Raw genomic sequence first — 17,148 nt, 5'->3', positions numbered from 1 at the left:
CTCCCGGTACCCGGGTTTCGGTCAGCTCGCAAGGAGATGCGCGCATGCCAGACCAGACTGCTTTTGCCCGACCTGCAGCGCCGTACACGGCCGGTCATCTCGATAGAAGTTTTGCCTCCAACGGCAAAACCCAAGTGTATTTCGCCGGCAGTACGTCGAGCATCGCCAACAGCGTGGCGATCGACTCGAGTGGTCGCGTGCTGGTAGCAGCGAAAGTCGGCACTCGCGACGGTCATTGCTTTGGCTTGGCCCGCTTGCTTGAAGACGGCTCGGCGGACTTGGCATTCGGCACTCGCGGTAGCGTCATCGGGCAGTTTCAGCGCGGGTATGAGGCTATGGCGGGCAAAGTCCTTGTCTTGGCCGACGGCAACATTCTGGTTGCCGGCCTGCACTATGAAGACCCTCACCAGACGTTGCCGGCCCTGGCTCTGTTCGACTCGCAAGGTCACCCCGTCAGGGATTTTGGCGACAATGGGTGCTGCGTCATACGCCTGCCGGGGAATCTGTCACTGGGCATGCGCGACGCCTGGCTCCCTCCCGGTGTGCCGGGGGCCGAAGCCTGCGACGTCAAGGTTCAGGGTGACGGCCGAATCCTGCTGCTGGCCAATCACCATTTCGAACTGGCGGATCACGTTGGCCTGCTGATTCGCCTCACCCACGATGGCGAACTGGACACCACCTTCAATGGCCGCGGCTTTGTGATCGTCAGGCATTTGCTGATGAACTCCTGGCTCAGCTGCGTGATGGTGCAACGGGACGGTCGGATCATGGTCGGCGGTTCAATCAATTTCCCTGAAGAAGGCTTGCTGGCGCGCTACCTCCTCGACGGGAGCCTGGATGATAGCTTCGCCGTAGATGGTTTCATGACCTTCAGCGTTCAGGGACACAGCGCTCAGGTCAGTCAGATCGTCCAGCAGGACAATGGCGATTTGCAGTGTTTTGGCAGCAGCCGTGATCCGATGCATTGCATGGCGCTGAAGCTGCACAGCAACGGTCGCCCGGACACTCATTGCAACGGCGGCCAGCCACACCTGCTGAAAATCGGTCGCAGTGGCTGCCAGTGGACCGCCGCACAACTCCAGCCAGATGGCCGCGTGCTGACGGTTGGCGCCACGATTGGCGGAGTCGAAGCCGACTTCCTCCTGGCCCGGTATTTACCTGGCGGACAGCTGGATCCCGGCTTTGCCGAGGGCACCTGCTGGGTTCGTACCCGGCTGGGCCGCAGCCTGGACACCGCCACGTCAGTGGCCGTTCAGGCGGATGGAGGGATTGTCGTAGGTGGTTATTCGCTGGATGGCAACTATCGGGCGGTTGTGGTGCGCTATCTCGGTCAGGACAACAACTTTTCCCACACTTGATCTTCCCTTCGGCTTACGGCAAGTTGCGCGCTTCTTAATACAAGGAGTAGCCGATGCCCGGTTCAATGGCCCACGCCTTCGCGCACAACTTCCTCGGCAACTCACCCCGCTGGTACAAGGCGAGCATCGTCGGCTTCCTGATACTCAACGCCTTGGTGTTGTGGACGGTAGGCCCGGTGGCGGCCGGTTGGCTGCTGGTACTGGAATTCATTTTCACCCTGGCCATGGCCCTCAAGTGTTATCCGCTGATGCCCGGCGGGTTGCTGCTGATTGAAGCGCTGCTGCTGAAAATGACCACACCGCAGGCGCTCTATGACGAACTGGTGCACAACTTCCCGGTACTCCTGCTGTTGATGTTCATGGTGGCGGGCATCTACTTCATGAAGGACCTGCTGCTGTTTCTGTTCTCGCGTCTGTTACTGGGGGTTCGTTCCAAGGCCCTGCTCGCCTTGATGTTCTGCTTTCTCTCGGCGTTTCTGTCGGCGTTCCTCGATGCCTTGACGGTGACAGCGGTGATCATCAGTGCTGCCGTGGGGTTTTATTCGGTGTATCACCGCGTCGCCTCGGGCAATGATCCGCGCCAGGACAGTGAATTCAGCGATGACCAACACTTGCCCAAGTTGCATCATGACGACCTCGATCAATTTCGTGCGTTCCTGCGCAGCCTGCTGATGCACGGCGCCGTGGGCACAGCATTGGGCGGTGTTTGCACGCTGGTTGGCGAGCCGCAGAATCTGTTGATCGGCCATGAAATGGGTTGGCACTTTTCCGAGTTCTTTCTGAAAGTCGCGCCCGTTTCATTGCCGGTATTGGTCGCAGGTCTGGTGACCTGCTTCCTGCTGGAGAAACTGCGCTGGTTCGGATACGGCACGCTGCTGCCGGACAACGTGCGCACTGTACTGGCCAATTACGCGGCCGAAGACAACGTCGAACGCACCTCGCACCAACGCGCAGCCCTGATCGTTCAAGGGTTGGCGGCGCTGATTCTGATTGGCTGCCTGGCGTTTCACGTGGCTGAAGTGGGCCTGATCGGTTTGATGGTGATCGTGTTGATCACTGCCTTCACGGGCATCACCGATGAGCACCGTATCGGCAACGCGTTCAAGGACGCCATGCCGTTCACGGCATTGCTGGTGGTGTTCTTCGCGGTGGTCGCGGTGATCCACGATCAGCAGTTGTTCACGCCGCTGATCCAGTGGGTATTGGCGCTGCCACCGGATCAGCAGCCGGGCATGCTGTTCATTGCCAACGGTTTGCTGTCGGCCATCAGCGATAACGTGTTTGTAGCGACCATTTACATCACCGAAGTGAAACAGGCATTCATCTCCGGCCACATGAGCCGTGAGCACTTCGAAACGCTGGCGATTGCGATCAATACCGGCACTAACCTGCCGAGCGTGGCGACGCCTAATGGCCAGGCGGCGTTTCTGTTCTTGCTGACGTCGGCGATTGCGCCACTGATTCGTCTGTCGTATGGGAGGATGGTGTGGATGGCATTGCCGTATACGGTGGTGATGGGTGTGTTGGGTTGGTATGCCGTCAGTTACTGGCTGTAACGCAATCCTAAATGTGGGAGTGAGCCTGCTCGCGATAGCGGTGTGTCATTCAGCCTCAATGTCGACTGAAAGACCGCGATCGCGAGCAGGCTCACTCCTACAGGGTTTTGTGTTGTTATTGAGGGAGGATGTATTGCTCGATCGCCTGGGCCGCGCCGTCTTCGGTGTTGGCGCCTGTCACCACATCGGCCTGGCGCTTCACCGCTTCTTCCGCCTGCCCCATGGCAATCGACAAGCCGGCGCGATGAAACATCGCCGGGTCATTGCCGCCATCGCCCATCGCGGCGGTCTGCTCCAGCGGCACACCGAGAAACTCGGCCAGTGTCGCCAAAGCGGCACCCTTGTTCGCCTGCATCGCCGTCACGTCCAGATACACCGGCTGCGAACGCGAGACCTGTGCCTGGCCCTCCACTTTCGGCAACAGCTGCGCTTCCAGTTCGATCAACAGTTGTGTGTTGTTGCTGGTGGCAACGATCTTGTCGATGCGAGTCAGAAACGGCTCGAAACTCTCGACCACCACCGGTGGATAGCCGAGGCCGTGCTGCTCGCGCGGCACCATCGGCCCGCTCGGGTCTTTCAGCAACCAGTCACCGCCACTGAACACCCAGACTTCAACGTCCGGCTGATCGGCAAACAGTGCCAACGCCGTCAGCGCAGCCGTGGCCGGTAAATAATGCGCGACCAGCAAACTGCCGTCTGGATTGACGATCGTGCCGCCATTGAACGCCGCCGTTGGCAGGTCGACGCCGAGGGCTTCGATCTGCTGCAGCATGGCTTTCGGTGGGCGCCCGGTGGCCAGGCTGAACAGCACGCCAGCCTCGCGCAAGGATCGGACAGCCTCAATAGTGCGCTGGCTGAGCGTGTGATCGGGCAGCAGCAAGGTGCCGTCCATGTCGCTCAGCAGAAAACGGATGGGGTGTTGCGTGACGTCAATCATCCGAGGCTGTGCCAGACGCGACCGTCGCGAGCCAGCAGCTCATCAGCCGCCTTCGGGCCATTCTCGCCGGCCGGATAAGGTTGCACGCTCGCATCCTGCTGCCAGGCATCAAGGAATGGCTGCACGGCGCGCCAGCCGTTCTCGATGTTATCGGCTCGCTGGAACAGCGTCTGATCGCCGGTCAGGCAATCGTAGATCAGCGTTTCGTAGCCGGTAGACGGCTGCATTTCAAAGAAATCCTTGTAGGCAAAACCCAATTCGATATTGGCCATTTTCAGGGCCGGCCCGGGCCGCTTGGCCAACAGGTCGAACCACATGCCTTCGTTGGGTTGAATCTGGATCCGCAGGTAGGTCGGTTGCAACTCATCAACCTCGGTATCGCGGAACTGCGCGTATGGCGCAGGCTTGAAGCAAATGACGATCTCGGTGTCACGCACGCTCATGCGCTTGCCGGTGCGCAGGTAGAACGGCACGCCGACCCAACGCCAGTTGTCGATCATGACTTTCAGCGCGACGTAGGTTTCGGTATTGCTGTCCGGCGCTACGTTGCCTTCCTCGCGATAACCGGCCAAGGGTTTACTGTCGAGTTCGCCGGCTGCGTATTGGCCACGCACCGAGTTGGCCCGCGCCTCTTCCGTGGACCACGGACGTATCGCGCCGACCACTTTGGCTTTCTCGCCACGAACCGCATCGGCACCAAAGGCTGCCGGCGGTTCCATCGCCACCATCGCCAGCAACTGGAACAGGTGATTGGGCACCATGTCCCGCAAGGCGCCGGTGTGCTCATAAAAACTGCCACGGGTTTCCACGCCAACGGTTTCGGCGGCCGTGATCTGCACGTGGTCGATGTAATGGTTGTTCCAGAACGCTTCGAAGAGGCTGTTGGAGAACCGGCTGATCAGAATGTTCTGCACGGTTTCCTTGCCCAGGTAGTGATCGATCCGGTAGATCTGGTTTTCCGACATCACCTTGAGCAAACACGCGTTCAACGCTTCAGCGGTGTGCAGATCGGAGCCGAACGGTTTTTCGATCACCACCCTTCTGAAGGCTTCGGGTGTCTCTTGCAGCAAGCCGGCAGCACCGAGACGGCGCACCACTTCACTGAAGAAACGGGGCGCGGTGGCCAGGTAGAACACCGCGTTGCCCGTGCCGCTGGCGGCGATTTTTGCCGCCAGCGCTTGATAAGTGCTGTCGTCCAGGAAGTCGCCCTGGACGTAGCTGATGCCTTTGGCCAGCTTGGCCCACAGCGTCGGGTCAAGGGCTTCATCGCCCTTGCCGACCTTGGTGGCCGCTTCGGTCCGAATGAAATCTTCGAGCTTCTGCGCAAAGGCTTCGTCACTGATGGCGTTGTGGTCAACGCCGATGATCCGCAGTCCATCGCCAAGCAGACCGTCGCGACTCAGGTTGTACAGCGCCGGCATCAGCAAGCGCTTGACCAGGTCACCATGGGCACCGAACAGAAACAGCGTGGTCGGTGGTGCGGGTTCTGCCTTGGATTTATTGCGGATCAGACGGGTCATTTTTTCGCAGTCTCCACGTGGCCGCCGAAGCCGAAGCGCTGGGCCGAGAGAATCTTGTCACCAAAGGTGCCTTGGCCGCGCGAACGGTAGCGGGAGAACAGCGAGTTCGACAGCACCGGTACGGGCACTGATTGCTCCATGGCGGCTTCGATGGTCCAGCGACCTTCACCGCTGTCAGCCACCGAGCCGGAGTAACCGTCGAGTTTCGGATCGCTGGCCAGCGCGTCGGCGGTCAGGTCGAGCAACCAGGACGACACCACGCTGCCACGGCGCCAGACTTCGGCGATGTCGCCAACGTTCAGATCAAAACGCTGATCTTCCGGCAGGTTGGTGCTGGCCTTGGTCTTGAGGATGTCGAAGCCTTCGGCGAAGGCCTGCATCATTCCGTATTCGATGCCGTTATGGATCATCTTCACGAAATGGCCAGAGCCTGCGGGACCGGCGTGGATGTAACCGCGCTCGGCGCGATCGTCTTCCGACTTGCGGTCCTTGGTGCGAGGGATATCGCCCATGCCCGGTGCCAGGCTGTCGAACAGCGGATCAAGGCGTTTCACCACCTCGGCTTCGCCGCCGATCATCATGCAGTAACCGCGTTCCAGGCCCCAGACGCCGCCGGAGGTGCCGACGTCGATGTAGTGCAGGCCTTTCTCCGACAGGGTTTTCGCCCGGCGGATGTCGTCCTTATAGTAGGTGTTGCCGCCGTCGATGATGGTATCGCCGGCTTCGAGCAAGGTGCTCAGGGTGTCGATGGTGTCTTCGGTCGGCGCGCCGGCCGGCAGCATGACCCACACCGCACGTGGCTTGGCCAGGCCTGCGACCAGCGCCGGCAGGTCGATGACGCCCTTGGCGCCTTCTGCGGCCAGGGTGTCGACGAAGGCGGTATTACGGTCGTAAACAACGGTGGTATGCCCGTTGAGCATCAGGCGACGCGCAATATTTCCGCCCATGCGGCCCAGTCCAATAATCCCGAGTTGCATGTGCTGATGCTCCCTACTACAAATAAAGTGTGTCAAAGGTTATAGCCCAACGCGACTAATGTGGGTTAGTCCAGAGCGTTGGCGTGAAGTTTCCGGGCATTGTGCCCGATCCTGACTGATAACGTCAGAAATCGAACTGAAGACACAACGACCATGAAAAATAAAAAAGTTCCCTTCAGGGGCAAAAGAAATCAAAATCAGCGCCGATAGTAAATCAGCACCCGATTTCGGGGGCGGGCTTACAGTTGAGACAGCCATTTGCGAGGTGAGCAATGGGCACAGTACAAGCAGCACGGCCAGCACAAACCCTTTACGTCACGATCCGTCGTGATGAATTGCGCCAATTGAAAGAAGAGCGCGACCTGTTGAAGCAGGAGCTCGCGCAGCTGCGCTTACTCACACAAAGCTCTTCGGCTCAGCCCTTGCCCGTCACCCAGCGTGCTCCCCACGCCTGATCCCCTCGCTTGATTCGGAAACAGCCCTCTGCTGTTTCCGACACCGCTTCCCTGCCTTGCCGTTTGCGGCAACTCACAAAGTTTTCACACCGACCTGTTGATACTCCGGCTCATTATGGCCGCTCGGTATCCGCGCGGCCTCTGTTCGTCGGCAACATGGAAGGCTCCCGACGTGTCGACGTGATTTCCTGGCTGGAGCGCTGAATGACTGTGTTCAAACGCAGCACTACGACTGCGAAAGGTTTCGATTGGGCAGGATTTCTCTGGTTGTTCCTGTTCTTCTGGTATTTTTCCGGCATTACCCAACTGCTGATTCAACTGACGGGCACCTCGGGTTTCACCGGGTTCCGCCAGGCCTTTGTGATGAGCGCCATCTGGCTCGCGCCGATGCTGCTGTTCCCCAGGCAGACACGGGTGTTGGCCGCGCTGATCGGCGCGGTGCTGTGGGCCTGCTCGATGGCCAGCCTGGGTTATTTCTTCATCTATCAGCAGGAATTTTCCCAGAGCGTCATCTTCATCATGTTCGAATCGAACATCTCTGAAGCGGGCGAGTACATGACCCAGTATTTCGCCTGGTGGATGGTGGCGGCGTTCCTCGCCCACACGCTGTTCGCGTATTTCCTGTGGACTCGCTTGCGCCCGGTGTACATGCCCCGCGGTCGCGCGCTGGTGGCCGCGACCGCCATCCTGGTGGCTGTGGTCGGTTACCCGCTGATCAAACAAACCGCGCGCACCGGCAGCCTGGCCGGCGGCTTCGAGAAATTCGAAACCCGTATCGAGCCGGCGGTGCCTTGGCAGATGGCGGTGGCGTATCACCGTTACCTCGACACGCTGGCCGGCATGCAAGACATGCTCGACAGCGCAAGCAAGATTCCACCGCTCAAGAACCTCAAGGACACGATGGCCAACCAGCCAGCGACCCTGGTGCTGGTGATCGGCGAGTCCACCAACCGTCAGCGCATGAGCCTCTACGGCTACCCGCGTGAAACCACGCCGGAACTCGACAAGCTCAAGGATCAAATGGCGGTCTTCAACAACGTCATCACCCCGCGCCCCTACACCATCGAGGCGTTGCAGCAGGTACTGACCTTCGCCGACGAGGAAAACCCGGACCTATACCTGTCCACGCCGTCCCTGGTCAGCATGATGAAACAGGCGGGTTACAAGACCTTCTGGATCACCAATCAGCAGACCATGACCAAGCGCAACACCATGCTCACGACGTTCTCCGAACAGGCCGACGAGCAGGTGTACCTGAACAACAACCGCAATCAGAACGCCGCACAGTACGACGGCGACGTCATCGCGCCGTTCAACAAGGCACTGGCAGACGCCGCGCCGCGCAAGCTGATCGTTGTGCATTTGCTCGGTACGCACATGAGCTATCAGTACCGTTACCCGCCAACCTTCAACAAATTCACCGATCGCAAAGGTGTGCCGGACGGCGTGCGTGACGACCAGGTGCCAACGTACAACAGCTATGACAACGCGGTGCTGTACAACGACTTCGTGGTGTCGAGCCTGATCAAGGACTACGCCAAGTCGGATCCGAACGGGTTCCTGATGTACCTCTCGGACCACGGCGAAGACGTCTTCGATTCCCCGGGCCACAGCACGCTGGGGCGCAACGAGGCCAAGCCGACGGCGCCGATGTACACCATTCCGTTCATGGCCTGGGCTTCGCCGAAATGGCGTGAAACCCACGACTGGAGTTTTGCCGGTGACCTGGCGCGGCCGTACAGCAGCTCGCACCTGATCCACACCTGGGCGGATCTGGCGGGCCTGAGCTTTGACGAACTGGACCGCAGCAAGAGCGTGGTCAGTGACAGCTTCAAACCGCGTCCGTTGATGATTGGCAATCCGTATGAACGTCAATCGCGCCCGTTGATCGACTTCAGCCTGATGAAACCCAAGGCCAAGCCAGGCGATCCGGCAGTCGCGCATAATTAGGCCACAAGCGCACACCTTGTAATTGGATGGACTCGCCCAAGCCGAGGCGTCAATGCGCCACGATGGCAGTCTAAACAGCCAACGACAGCGAGGGCGAGTCCATGAAAAAGCATACTTCGATTGATCAATCCCTGTCTTCTTCCGATTTGTCGGCCTGCACAACCGTGGCGATCGATCTGGCCAAGCAGGTCTTTCAGGTCGCCGGTGAAGACGTCCTCGGCCAGGTGCACTACGAGCAACGGATCAAGTCGCGCGAGGCGTTTTATGAGTTTCTACGCCAGTTGCCGCCTCATGTCGTGGTTCTGATGGAGACCGGTCCGGGTGCTCAAGCCTGGGCCCGGCAGCTGCAAGACCAAGGCAATCTGGCGCGGATTCTTCCAGCCCGTTTGGTGGCCACACATCGTAGCGGGCCTAAAAATGATCGCAACGATGCGCTGGCGATTCTGCGGGCTGGTCGCGATGAAAAGATCTACGCAGTGCCGGTCAAAAGCGTTGCGGCGCTGGCAATGCAGGCGTTGCATCGCGCCCGCCAAGGCTATGTGCGTCGACGCACGGCGGTGAGCAATCAGATGCGCGGCCTGCTGCTCGAGCATGGCGTGGCCTTGGCGCAAGGTGACGTTGCGATCAGCCAGAAAATTCCGCGGGTCCTGGAAGATGCCACCCAGCCGGTGCCGGGCCTGCTGCGTGAACTGATCGACGAACTGTTGGCCGAGTGGCGCCATTTGGGCGAGCGCATCAGCGTGCTGACGGGGCGCCTGGAAGTGGCTGCCAACGCCGACATGACGGCGAAGCGACTGATGACTGTGCGCGGCATCGGCCCAGTTACTGCCACGGCACTGGTGGCCAAGGAAACCAAGCCTGAGCGATTTCCCAACGCCCGCAAGTTTGCCGCGTACTTTGGCATGGTGCCTGACCAGCACAGCAGCGGGCAGACGATCCGGCTGGGGGACATGACCAAGCGAGGTGATGTTTATTTACGCAGCCTGATGATCCAAGGAGCCCATGCAGTGCTGCAACAACTACGACCTGATTCCCAGCAACCCGATGACCGCCGCTTGTTGCGCTGGATGAGCCGGCTGGGCCGTAAGGAGGCTGCGATCAGGCTAGCCAACCGCAACCTGCGAATCGTCTGGGTGCTTCTACAGAATGACCAGACTTATCGTCGCCAGGCTGGTGATGGCCAGCAAGCGACGATGAGCCACTGAGCGACAGAGTTCTGCCACCGAGGTACTAACTGTCCGGCCCTTTGCTGAAAAAAAATTGACCCCAGGTAAGACCGGCGTGGATTGATGCCTTAGCTGCTACTGGCCTTCGAGGCCTGACTGTAATCGGCATACCACGAGCTCTTCCAATTTTGGCCAGAAGCCGAAGACGGCTTCCTCGAATAGGCCTAATACATAGATGCAACGGGGCGGCGGTTTTTCAAAAGCGGGTAGACAGTGGGGGCGAGTCCATACATAGCAGCTGGCGAAGCCTGCGTTCGGCTGCAAAGCAGTCGTAAAACCTGTGCATGCGGTGTTCCTGGAATACCGCATCGTCTGATTTCACGACTGCTTCGCAGCCGAACGCAGGCTTCGCCAGCTACAGGTCTCGTGTTTGCTGCTTTCTTCTGCATGAAAGCCACTTCCGAAACGTCTTAAAATAGTAATTATTCTCGTTTAGAACTAAATCCCCTCTCCCACCTTCGTCTTTGAACAAACGGAATTTTTCCCTCGAAGACAAGGAGTCGGCTGCGATGTTCGCGCCTATCACCCGTTCCATGACCTTTACCCTGGGCCTGTGCAGTGCTGCCCTGAGCCCCGACCTGTTGGCCGAAACCGTCCCCGATCAAGAACCGAGCCGCACCCTTGAACTGGGGGCCACCAACGTGACCGCCCAGGGTTTGGGCAGCACCACTGAAAACACCGAGTCGTACACCACGGGTGCCATGAGCACCGCCACGCGGCTGAACCTGTCGATCAAGGAAACGCCGCAATCGGTGTCCGTGGTCACGCGTCAGCAGATGGACGATTTCAAACTTGGCACGCTCTCCGAAGCCATGAGCCAGACCACCGGTGTGGTGGTCCAGCACAACGACTCGGATCGCATCAGCTATTCGTCCCGCGGTTACTCGATCAACAATTTCCAGATCGACGGGATGCTCAACACCTTCGGCTACATGAAGTCCGATTCCGACACCATCATCTACGACCGCATCGAAGTGGTTCGCGGCGCGACCGGCCTGACCACGGGCGCCGGCGATCCGTCTGCGACGATCAACATGGTGCGCAAACGGCCGACCGCACAATGGCAAGCCCAGACCGGTGTCAGCGGCGGCAGCTATGACGATTACTACAGCTATGTGGACGTTGGCGGACCGCTGGCTTTCGACGGGCGTCTGCGCGGTCGCAGTGTGCTGGCCTATCGCGACAGCGGTTCCTACCGTGACAAGTACGCGCTGCAACGGGAAGTCGGCTACGGGATTCTCGAAGCCGACCTGACCGACGACACCGTGCTCGCCGTGGGTTACGACTATCAGGACAAGCAGGTGCAAGGCACCTCCTGGGGCACCGTGCCGTACTGGAACGCTGACGGTAGCAAAGCCAACCTGGGACGATCCACCAACATGGCCACGCCGTGGAGTTCCTGGCCATTGAAGGACAAGACCGCGTTTGCCACGCTGGACCAGCAACTGGGCGCCGGTTGGCACCTCAAGGCTGCCTACACCCACCGCGAGAGTGACACCGACGGCAAGATTTACTACGGCGGTGGCGGCTTCCCCGAGGCGGATGGCAGCGGCATGTTCGCCAACGTCAGCCACATGGTCGGCACGGAAAAAATGAAGGCCTATGACTTCAACGTGTCCGGCCCTTATTCGCTGTTCGGGCGCGAGCACGAAATGATGATCGGCTATGGCGAATCCGAACGCAGCGAAGACAACCCTTACACCGTAGACGGCCCACGGTCGTCGGATTACGAGAAGGTACCCGACTGGAAGTACATGGGCGGCATTCCCAAATTCCCCGACACCGTCACCAGCCTTAAAGGCTCCGATGAAAACACCCGGCAAAAGGCCGGTTACCTGGCCACGCGCCTGGCCCTGACCGACGATCTGCACGCGGTACTCGGCAGTCGTTACGGCAGCTGGGAGATCTCGAAAAACACCTATAAATACGACAACAACCTGCAGCGGACCGGTGTCGAAGCCATCAGCCAGCAGCACAACGACATCTGGACCCCATACGCGGGGTTGCTCTACGACCTCACGCCTGAATACACGGTGTACGTCAGCTACACCGACATCTTCAAGCCGCAGGACGATCGCGACAGCAATCGCAAATACCTGGAACCGGTGGTCGGCAGCAACTATGAACTGGGCCTCAAGGGCAGCCTGCTGGAAGAGCGACTCAACCTCGCCACCGCGGTGTTCTGGAGCAAGCAGGACAACGTCGCCGAACGCGACGATTCGGTGCCGCCGGACCCGGTCACCGGTGAGGAATTCTTCAAATCAGGCGGCAAAGGCAACAAGGTCCAAGGCTTCGAAGCCGAAGTCTCCGGCGAGGTGATGGCGGGCTGGAACATGACGGCCGGCTACACCTACACCCACTCGGCCAATGGCGAGAAGCAGCGCAACAACACCGCTCAGCCATTGAACATGTTCCGCTTCTCCACGGCTTATCGCTTGCCCGGCGATTGGCAGGCACTGACCGTGGGTGGCGCGGTGAACTGGCAAAGCGACGTCTACCGTGCCGCCAGACGCCCGGTCGGCCGTGGCGCTGATGGCGAGATAATCACCGCCAGCACCAACATCCGCCAGGAGGCCTACGCCGTGGTCAAACTGATGTCGCGTTACGAAGTCGACAAGCACTTGTCGGCTTCGCTGAACGTCGACAACCTGTTCGACAAAAAGTATTACGACAACGTCGGGTTCTACAACGGCGTCTATTGGGGCGACCCGCGCACGGTCACCCTGAGCCTGGACTGGAAGCTCTGAGGCGGTTTAATTCCCAAATATCGGAATCGGCGGATAATGTCCCGGCAACATTGGTTCATGGATGAAAGGCACCCGATATCCGTAGTGGGAGGCAAACCATGAAACGTACCGCGTTGATCCTTGCCAGTCTGATGATGTTCGGCTCGACCGCTGCATTTGCCGAAGGCGGCGCCGAACGAATGAGGTATTACTTCGAAACCCTGCGACTCAAACAACAGCAGGCTAATGGCGTCGAAACCAGATCTATTGAACTAAGGGTTCCGAACGATCAAACCGCACAGGTGACCGAAACTTATCGGCCGAACTAAACGCTGACTAACGGGCGTCCTGATGGACGCCCTTTTTGATGCCCGTTCGACTGGTTTCAAGCGCCGAGCAGCACACCAAAAATCCCGCCCAGCAGCACCAGCAACCATGGCGGACATCGCCAGAACAGCAGCGCCATCAACCCCAACACCGCCAACAGCACATCCAGCGGGCCAAGGATCGAGGTGGTCCACAACGGCTGATACAACGCAGCCAGCAACAACCCGACCACCCCGGCATTCACCCCGGCCAGTGCCGCTTGCACCCGGGCATTGCCACGCAAGCGCTGCCAGAATGGCAGAACGCCAATCACCAACAGCAGTGACGGCAGGAAAATCGCCACTACGCACACAAGCGCACCACTCCAGCCGCTGATGGACGCGCCGAGAAACGCAGAAAACGTAAACAGCGGTCCCGGTACCGCTTGAGCGGCGGCGTAACCGGCGAGAAACACGTCATTGCTCAGCAATCCCGTGCCCACCACCTGACTTTGCAACAGCGGCAACACGACGTGGCCGCCGCCGAACACCAGCGCCCCCGTGCGAAAGAAACCGTCGAACAAGTTGATCAACGAGCCCGGCCAGCGGTGCGCAATCAGCGGCAACCCCAGAAGCAGAGCCACGAACAGACCGAGCGCCAGCCAGACGGCCACGCGACTGACCCGAATCGACAGGCCCTCCAGTTGCGCTCCATTTGCGTTATGTAGCAAGGCCAACCCGATCAACGCCGCCACCGCCATCACCGTCATCTGTCCAACAGACGTAGGCCAGAGCAACACCCCGACAGTCGCCACCAGCATGATGCCCACGCGCACCGGACCTCGGCATAACGTGCGGGCCATTCCCCATACGGCCTGGGCAACCACGGCGACGGCGACAATTTTAAGCCCGTGAATCAAACCGGCCGGTAAGGCCCAGCCACCGTGGGTGATGGCGAACGCCAACAGCGTCAGGATCAGCGCTGAAGGCAAGGTGAAACCTGCCCACGCCGCCAAAGCCCCCGAGTAGCCGCCACGGGACAAGCCCAGCGCCATGCCCACCTGACTGCTCGCCGGGCCCGGCAGAAACTGGCACAGGGCAATCAATTCGGCGTAGGCGGCTTCGCTTAGCCAGCGCCGACGCTGAACGAATTCACTGCGGAAATAGCTCAGATGCGCGACGGGGCCGCCAAACGAGGTCAGCCCCAGACGCAGGAAGATCAGGAAAATAATCCACGGCTTGTCTGCCACGGGTGCCCTCCCCTGTGCGCCATCGAGGCTGTTCATCTGCCGTTAAAGCTCCTTGGTCCAGAACAGCATGCGACCATGTGCCGGGTCGAACATGCCTGGCGCAAATCCGAACTTGCCATAAGACGCCTGTGCGACGGCATTGCCTTCGAGGACTTCCAGGGTGATCTTGCAGCAGCCGCGTTGCCGGGCGATGTCTTCAACTTTTTGAAGCATCTTCTGGCTCAACCCCAAGCCGCGAAACTTCGGCGCTACCGACACATCGTGGACATTGACCAGCGGCCTGCAGGCAAACGTCGAGAAACCTTCAAAACAATTGACCAACCCGGCCGGTTCGCCGCGGACAAACGCCAGTACGCTGAACGCATGAGGCCGCTTGGCCAATTCCCCCGGTAGTTGTTGCAGGAGGTCTTCGGGCAATGGCTGCCCGCCGCCCATCGGGTCTTTGGCGTAGGCATTGAGCACCACGCCGAAGGCTTCGGCATGCAGCGGATTGGTGTAGCTGGCCTGAAGTACCAGAATTTCTGCGGATTCCATTTCCATCGTCAACGTCCCGTCAAATTGTCCCGGCGCGTCTGTCGCACCGGGAGGTCGACGGACATTATCGCGAGGCGCCGTCGTCGACAACCCGAACCTGTCTCAAACGCCCCAGATCAGCGTTTCGGTCCAGCCCAATTCGGCAAAATCCTCGGCCCGCAGGCGTGATTCACCGGCACAGAAAAACTCGTCCAGTTGCGGCGGCTTGACCGAGGTGCCGCTGAGCATGGCGTGAACCTGACCGCGATGATGAAGCTGGTGCTCGAACAGGTGGGACAGCAGGCGCAAACGGCTGTCATGTTGCGGCGTGTCCCGGGCGATGGTCACGACTCGCCCCAGGTCGGTGTCGCGCAATTGTTCGCAGTAGGCAATCAGGCGGCGATCGACATGCGCTTGTTCGCGCTGCAGATCGGCGCCCGCCGTGAATGGTTCGTCCTCGGTAAAGAACACAAAGCAATCAGGGTGCGGATCGTCACCGCGCAACTCCCGCTCCAGCGCATCCACGTAAAACCAGTCGCAGGTGAGGATGTGGTTGAGGGTGGCAATGAGGCTTGGGAAGAAGCTGACGCGCGGTGCCGCCAGTTCGGCCGGGGTCAACTGGCTCCAGGCTTTGGCGAGTCTGTAATTGGCCCAGGCATTCTGATAAGCCATGGTCAGCAAATGATGAGAAAGTGGCTGATTCATCTTCGCGGCTCCCGGTCATTAGGCTTCGGCGAAACGTTGCAGCTGCATTTCCTGTAAACGGCTTAACGTGCGGCGGAACGGAAATTCCAGATAACCCTCGGTGTACAGCGCGGCCATCGGCACCTGCGCTTCAAGGTACAGCGGCACCTTGCGGTCGTAGCACTCGTCCACCAGGGCAATGAAACGCCGGACACCGTCGTCATGCACCGACAATTGCGGCAGCTCGCGATCACCGGCCACGACGCGCTCGGCACCGTCTTCGGTGCCTCGGGCGATGCGTCCTTCGCGTTTCTGCGCGCTGAGGTTGGGCACGTCACTCAACAGAATAGCGCTGAAGGTGTCGCACAGCGCCATGAAGTCCATGGCGGCAAACGGTTGTTCGCACAGATCGGCATAACGACACCAGAGCACGGTGGCACTGACCTGCACCACGTTGACTGAACGGTAACCGACCGTGATCGGCTCGTCGGACAGCGACTGCCCAACGGTCAGTGCCTTGAACACTTCACCGAGCGCGCTGGGCTGCCCGGGCGCCGTCGTCCAGTAACGTTGCAGAGCCGCGCCGGGATGCAGGCGATGGTCTTCGCCGCCGTCCACCGCGATCACCTGCATGTGCTTTTTAATGGCCTCGATGGCGGGTACGAAGCGGTCACGGTTGAAGCCGTCGGCGTACAGCTGGTCCGGCGGTTGGTTGGAGGTGCAGACCACCACCACGCCCTGCTCGAACATCACCTGAAACAAACGCCCGAGGATTATCGCGTCGCCAATGTCGTTGACGAACAGTTCATCGAAGCACAAAACCCGCACTTCTTCGCTCAACTCACGGGCCAGCGCCTTCAATGGGTCGGCGGTGCCGGTCAGCTGGAACGAGCGTTGATGCACCCAACCCATGAAGTGGTGAAAGTGCTGACGTCGGGCCGGGACTTTCAGGTTTTGGTAGAACTGATCCATCAACCAGGTCTTGCCCCGTCCGACGGGCCCCCAGAGGTAAACGCCAGTGATCGGCATGCGGCCTTCATGCAAGGCTTCGTGGCATTTTTGCAGCGCCCACACGGCATGTTCCTGGGCTTCGTCCTGGACGAAACCCTTCTGTTCGATGGCGTGTTGCCAGGCGCTTAACGGAGAGTTGACATTCATGCGCGGGAGTATACGTTCCTTGTGTAGCAGCTGCCGAAGGCTGCGTTCGATCGCGAAGCGGTCGCTTCGATATCCCTGTTCTCACCGATATACCGAGTCGCCAGGTTTTGCGCCTGCTGCGCAGGCGAACGCAGCCTTCGGCAGCTGCTACAAAGATCGCGCTCGGTTTAGAGGGAGATGTCTAGCCGGGCGATCTTGCCCTGTTCATTGAGGCGGAACATGTACCGCAGTTCCAGAGGACTGCCAGGAAACGTCCCGGAGATCAGGTTGTGCACCAGCACTTTGCCCGTGCGCAGCTGAACGTCGAGCACTTCGACCCGTGGTTCATAACGTTGCGCAGTGTCTTGCATCCACTGGGCGATGGCTTGCGTGCCGATCCGGTGCTGGCCCTCATCGAACACGTTGGCATCCTCAGCGAAAAAACTGCCGACCCGCGAGGTGTCGCGGGCATTGGCGGCGGCAATGTAGGCGGCGATGGCGGGTGCCAGTGAAGAGGCTGGATTGGACATGGTGCGGCTCCTTGTTTATTGATT

General features: G+C 59.8%; 15 protein-coding genes. 7 read left to right on the top strand and 8 right to left on the bottom strand.

Annotated features, from left to right (window positions below):
- Positions 1-44: 44 nt before the first annotated feature.
- Together ACYZTY_RS12725 and nhaB are read left to right on the top strand one after the other, a co-directional pair.
- Positions 45-1,358 carry an NHL repeat-containing protein gene (locus ACYZTY_RS12725; RefSeq protein ID WP_461958775.1) on the top strand — a complete coding sequence of 438 codons (1,314 nt, stop codon included), beginning with the start codon at positions 45-47 and terminating at the stop codon, positions 1,356-1,358.
- A 53-nt stretch (positions 1,359-1,411) separates the two neighbouring features.
- On the top strand, positions 1,412-2,914 hold the full coding sequence (gene nhaB / locus ACYZTY_RS12720) for a sodium/proton antiporter NhaB (RefSeq protein WP_461958774.1): 1,503 nt from the start codon (positions 1,412-1,414) through the stop codon (positions 2,912-2,914).
- 115 nt (positions 2,915-3,029) lie between these two features.
- On the opposite strand, the gene ACYZTY_RS12715 is transcribed toward nhaB, so the two are convergent.
- From ACYZTY_RS12715 to gnd, 3 genes are read right to left on the bottom strand one after another with little or no spacing between them, the layout of a single operon-like run.
- Positions 3,030-3,851 carry an HAD family hydrolase gene (locus ACYZTY_RS12715; RefSeq protein WP_461958773.1) on the bottom strand — a complete coding sequence of 274 codons (822 nt, stop codon included), beginning with the start codon at positions 3,849-3,851 and terminating at the stop codon, positions 3,030-3,032.
- Entirely contained in the window at positions 3,848-5,371 is a 1,524-nt protein-coding gene (gene zwf, locus ACYZTY_RS12710; protein WP_461958772.1) for a glucose-6-phosphate dehydrogenase, read from the bottom strand. Before zwf ends, ACYZTY_RS12715 begins: the two co-directional genes overlap by 4 nt.
- Positions 5,368-6,348, bottom strand: a complete 981-nt coding sequence (gene gnd, locus ACYZTY_RS12705; protein ID WP_461958771.1) for a phosphogluconate dehydrogenase (NAD(+)-dependent, decarboxylating) — start codon at positions 6,346-6,348, stop codon at positions 5,368-5,370. The genes zwf and gnd overlap by 4 nt, the downstream gene beginning before the upstream one ends.
- A gap of 272 nt (positions 6,349-6,620) precedes the next feature.
- Between gnd and ACYZTY_RS12700 the strand changes: the two genes are divergently transcribed.
- The 5 genes from ACYZTY_RS12700 to ACYZTY_RS12680 all read left to right on the top strand — a co-directional run bounded on the left by ACYZTY_RS12700 (position 6,621) and on the right by ACYZTY_RS12680 (position 13,034).
- Entirely contained in the window at positions 6,621-6,803 is a 183-nt protein-coding gene (locus ACYZTY_RS12700; RefSeq protein ID WP_109630878.1) for a DUF6026 family protein, read from the top strand.
- Between the two features lie 204 nt (positions 6,804-7,007).
- On the top strand, positions 7,008-8,753 hold the full coding sequence (locus ACYZTY_RS12695) for a phosphoethanolamine transferase CptA (protein WP_461958770.1): 1,746 nt from the start codon (positions 7,008-7,010) through the stop codon (positions 8,751-8,753).
- Between the two features lie 146 nt (positions 8,754-8,899).
- Positions 8,900-9,958, top strand: coding sequence for an IS110 family RNA-guided transposase (locus ACYZTY_RS12690; protein ID WP_461959292.1), 1,059 nt, complete (start codon positions 8,900-8,902; stop codon positions 9,956-9,958).
- A gap of 530 nt (positions 9,959-10,488) precedes the next feature.
- Positions 10,489-12,726, top strand: coding sequence for a TonB-dependent siderophore receptor (locus ACYZTY_RS12685; RefSeq protein ID WP_461958769.1), 2,238 nt, complete (start codon positions 10,489-10,491; stop codon positions 12,724-12,726).
- A 98-nt stretch (positions 12,727-12,824) separates the two neighbouring features.
- Positions 12,825-13,034 carry a hypothetical protein gene (locus ACYZTY_RS12680; RefSeq protein WP_131058645.1) on the top strand — a complete coding sequence of 70 codons (210 nt, stop codon included), beginning with the start codon at positions 12,825-12,827 and terminating at the stop codon, positions 13,032-13,034.
- A 56-nt stretch (positions 13,035-13,090) separates the two neighbouring features.
- Here ACYZTY_RS12680 and chrA read toward each other — a convergent pair whose 3' ends face one another.
- The 5 genes from chrA to ACYZTY_RS12655 all read right to left on the bottom strand — a co-directional run bounded on the left by chrA (position 13,091) and on the right by ACYZTY_RS12655 (position 17,124).
- Positions 13,091-14,296 carry a chromate efflux transporter gene (gene chrA, locus ACYZTY_RS12675; RefSeq protein WP_461958768.1) on the bottom strand — a complete coding sequence of 402 codons (1,206 nt, stop codon included), beginning with the start codon at positions 14,294-14,296 and terminating at the stop codon, positions 13,091-13,093.
- A 6-nt stretch (positions 14,297-14,302) separates the two neighbouring features.
- Complete coding sequence (locus ACYZTY_RS12670; protein ID WP_461959307.1) at positions 14,303-14,794, bottom strand: GNAT family N-acetyltransferase; 492 nt, start codon at positions 14,792-14,794, stop codon at positions 14,303-14,305.
- Between the two features lie 102 nt (positions 14,795-14,896).
- Complete coding sequence (locus ACYZTY_RS12665) at positions 14,897-15,478, bottom strand: DinB family protein (protein WP_461958767.1); 582 nt, start codon at positions 15,476-15,478, stop codon at positions 14,897-14,899.
- Between the two features lie 18 nt (positions 15,479-15,496).
- Entirely contained in the window at positions 15,497-16,615 is a 1,119-nt protein-coding gene (gene zapE, locus ACYZTY_RS12660; protein ID WP_461958766.1) for a cell division protein ZapE, read from the bottom strand.
- Between the two features lie 167 nt (positions 16,616-16,782).
- Positions 16,783-17,124 carry a nuclear transport factor 2 family protein gene (locus ACYZTY_RS12655; protein WP_131058650.1) on the bottom strand — a complete coding sequence of 114 codons (342 nt, stop codon included), beginning with the start codon at positions 17,122-17,124 and terminating at the stop codon, positions 16,783-16,785.
- Between the last annotated feature and the right edge of the window lie 24 nt (positions 17,125-17,148).

The organism is Pseudomonas sp. LB1P83 (assembly GCF_054897885.1).
The sequence above is the reverse complement of the archived record's forward strand: the minus strand, read 5'-3'. Positions and strand labels throughout refer to the sequence as shown.

Coding starts and splice junctions, on each gene's coding strand:
- nhaB (WP_461958774.1), top strand. CDS start 1,412: ATGCCCGGTTCAATGGCCCACGCCTTCGCGCACAACTTCCTCGGCAAC.
- chrA (WP_461958768.1), bottom strand. CDS start 14,296: ATGAACAGCCTCGATGGCGCACAGGGGAGGGCACCCGTGGCAGACAAG.
- ACYZTY_RS12725 (WP_461958775.1), top strand. CDS start 45: ATGCCAGACCAGACTGCTTTTGCCCGACCTGCAGCGCCGTACACGGCC.
- ACYZTY_RS12655 (WP_131058650.1), bottom strand. CDS start 17,124: ATGTCCAATCCAGCCTCTTCACTGGCACCCGCCATCGCCGCCTACATT.
- ACYZTY_RS12680 (WP_131058645.1), top strand. CDS start 12,825: ATGAAACGTACCGCGTTGATCCTTGCCAGTCTGATGATGTTCGGCTCG.
- gnd (WP_461958771.1), bottom strand. CDS start 6,348: ATGCAACTCGGGATTATTGGACTGGGCCGCATGGGCGGAAATATTGCG.
- ACYZTY_RS12695 (WP_461958770.1), top strand. CDS start 7,008: ATGACTGTGTTCAAACGCAGCACTACGACTGCGAAAGGTTTCGATTGG.
- ACYZTY_RS12685 (WP_461958769.1), top strand. CDS start 10,489: ATGTTCGCGCCTATCACCCGTTCCATGACCTTTACCCTGGGCCTGTGC.
- ACYZTY_RS12700 (WP_109630878.1), top strand. CDS start 6,621: ATGGGCACAGTACAAGCAGCACGGCCAGCACAAACCCTTTACGTCACG.
- zapE (WP_461958766.1), bottom strand. CDS start 16,615: ATGAATGTCAACTCTCCGTTAAGCGCCTGGCAACACGCCATCGAACAG.
- ACYZTY_RS12715 (WP_461958773.1), bottom strand. CDS start 3,851: ATGATTGACGTCACGCAACACCCCATCCGTTTTCTGCTGAGCGACATG.
- ACYZTY_RS12665 (WP_461958767.1), bottom strand. CDS start 15,478: ATGAATCAGCCACTTTCTCATCATTTGCTGACCATGGCTTATCAGAAT.
- zwf (WP_461958772.1), bottom strand. CDS start 5,371: ATGACCCGTCTGATCCGCAATAAATCCAAGGCAGAACCCGCACCACCG.
- ACYZTY_RS12670 (WP_461959307.1), bottom strand. CDS start 14,794: ATGGAATCCGCAGAAATTCTGGTACTTCAGGCCAGCTACACCAATCCG.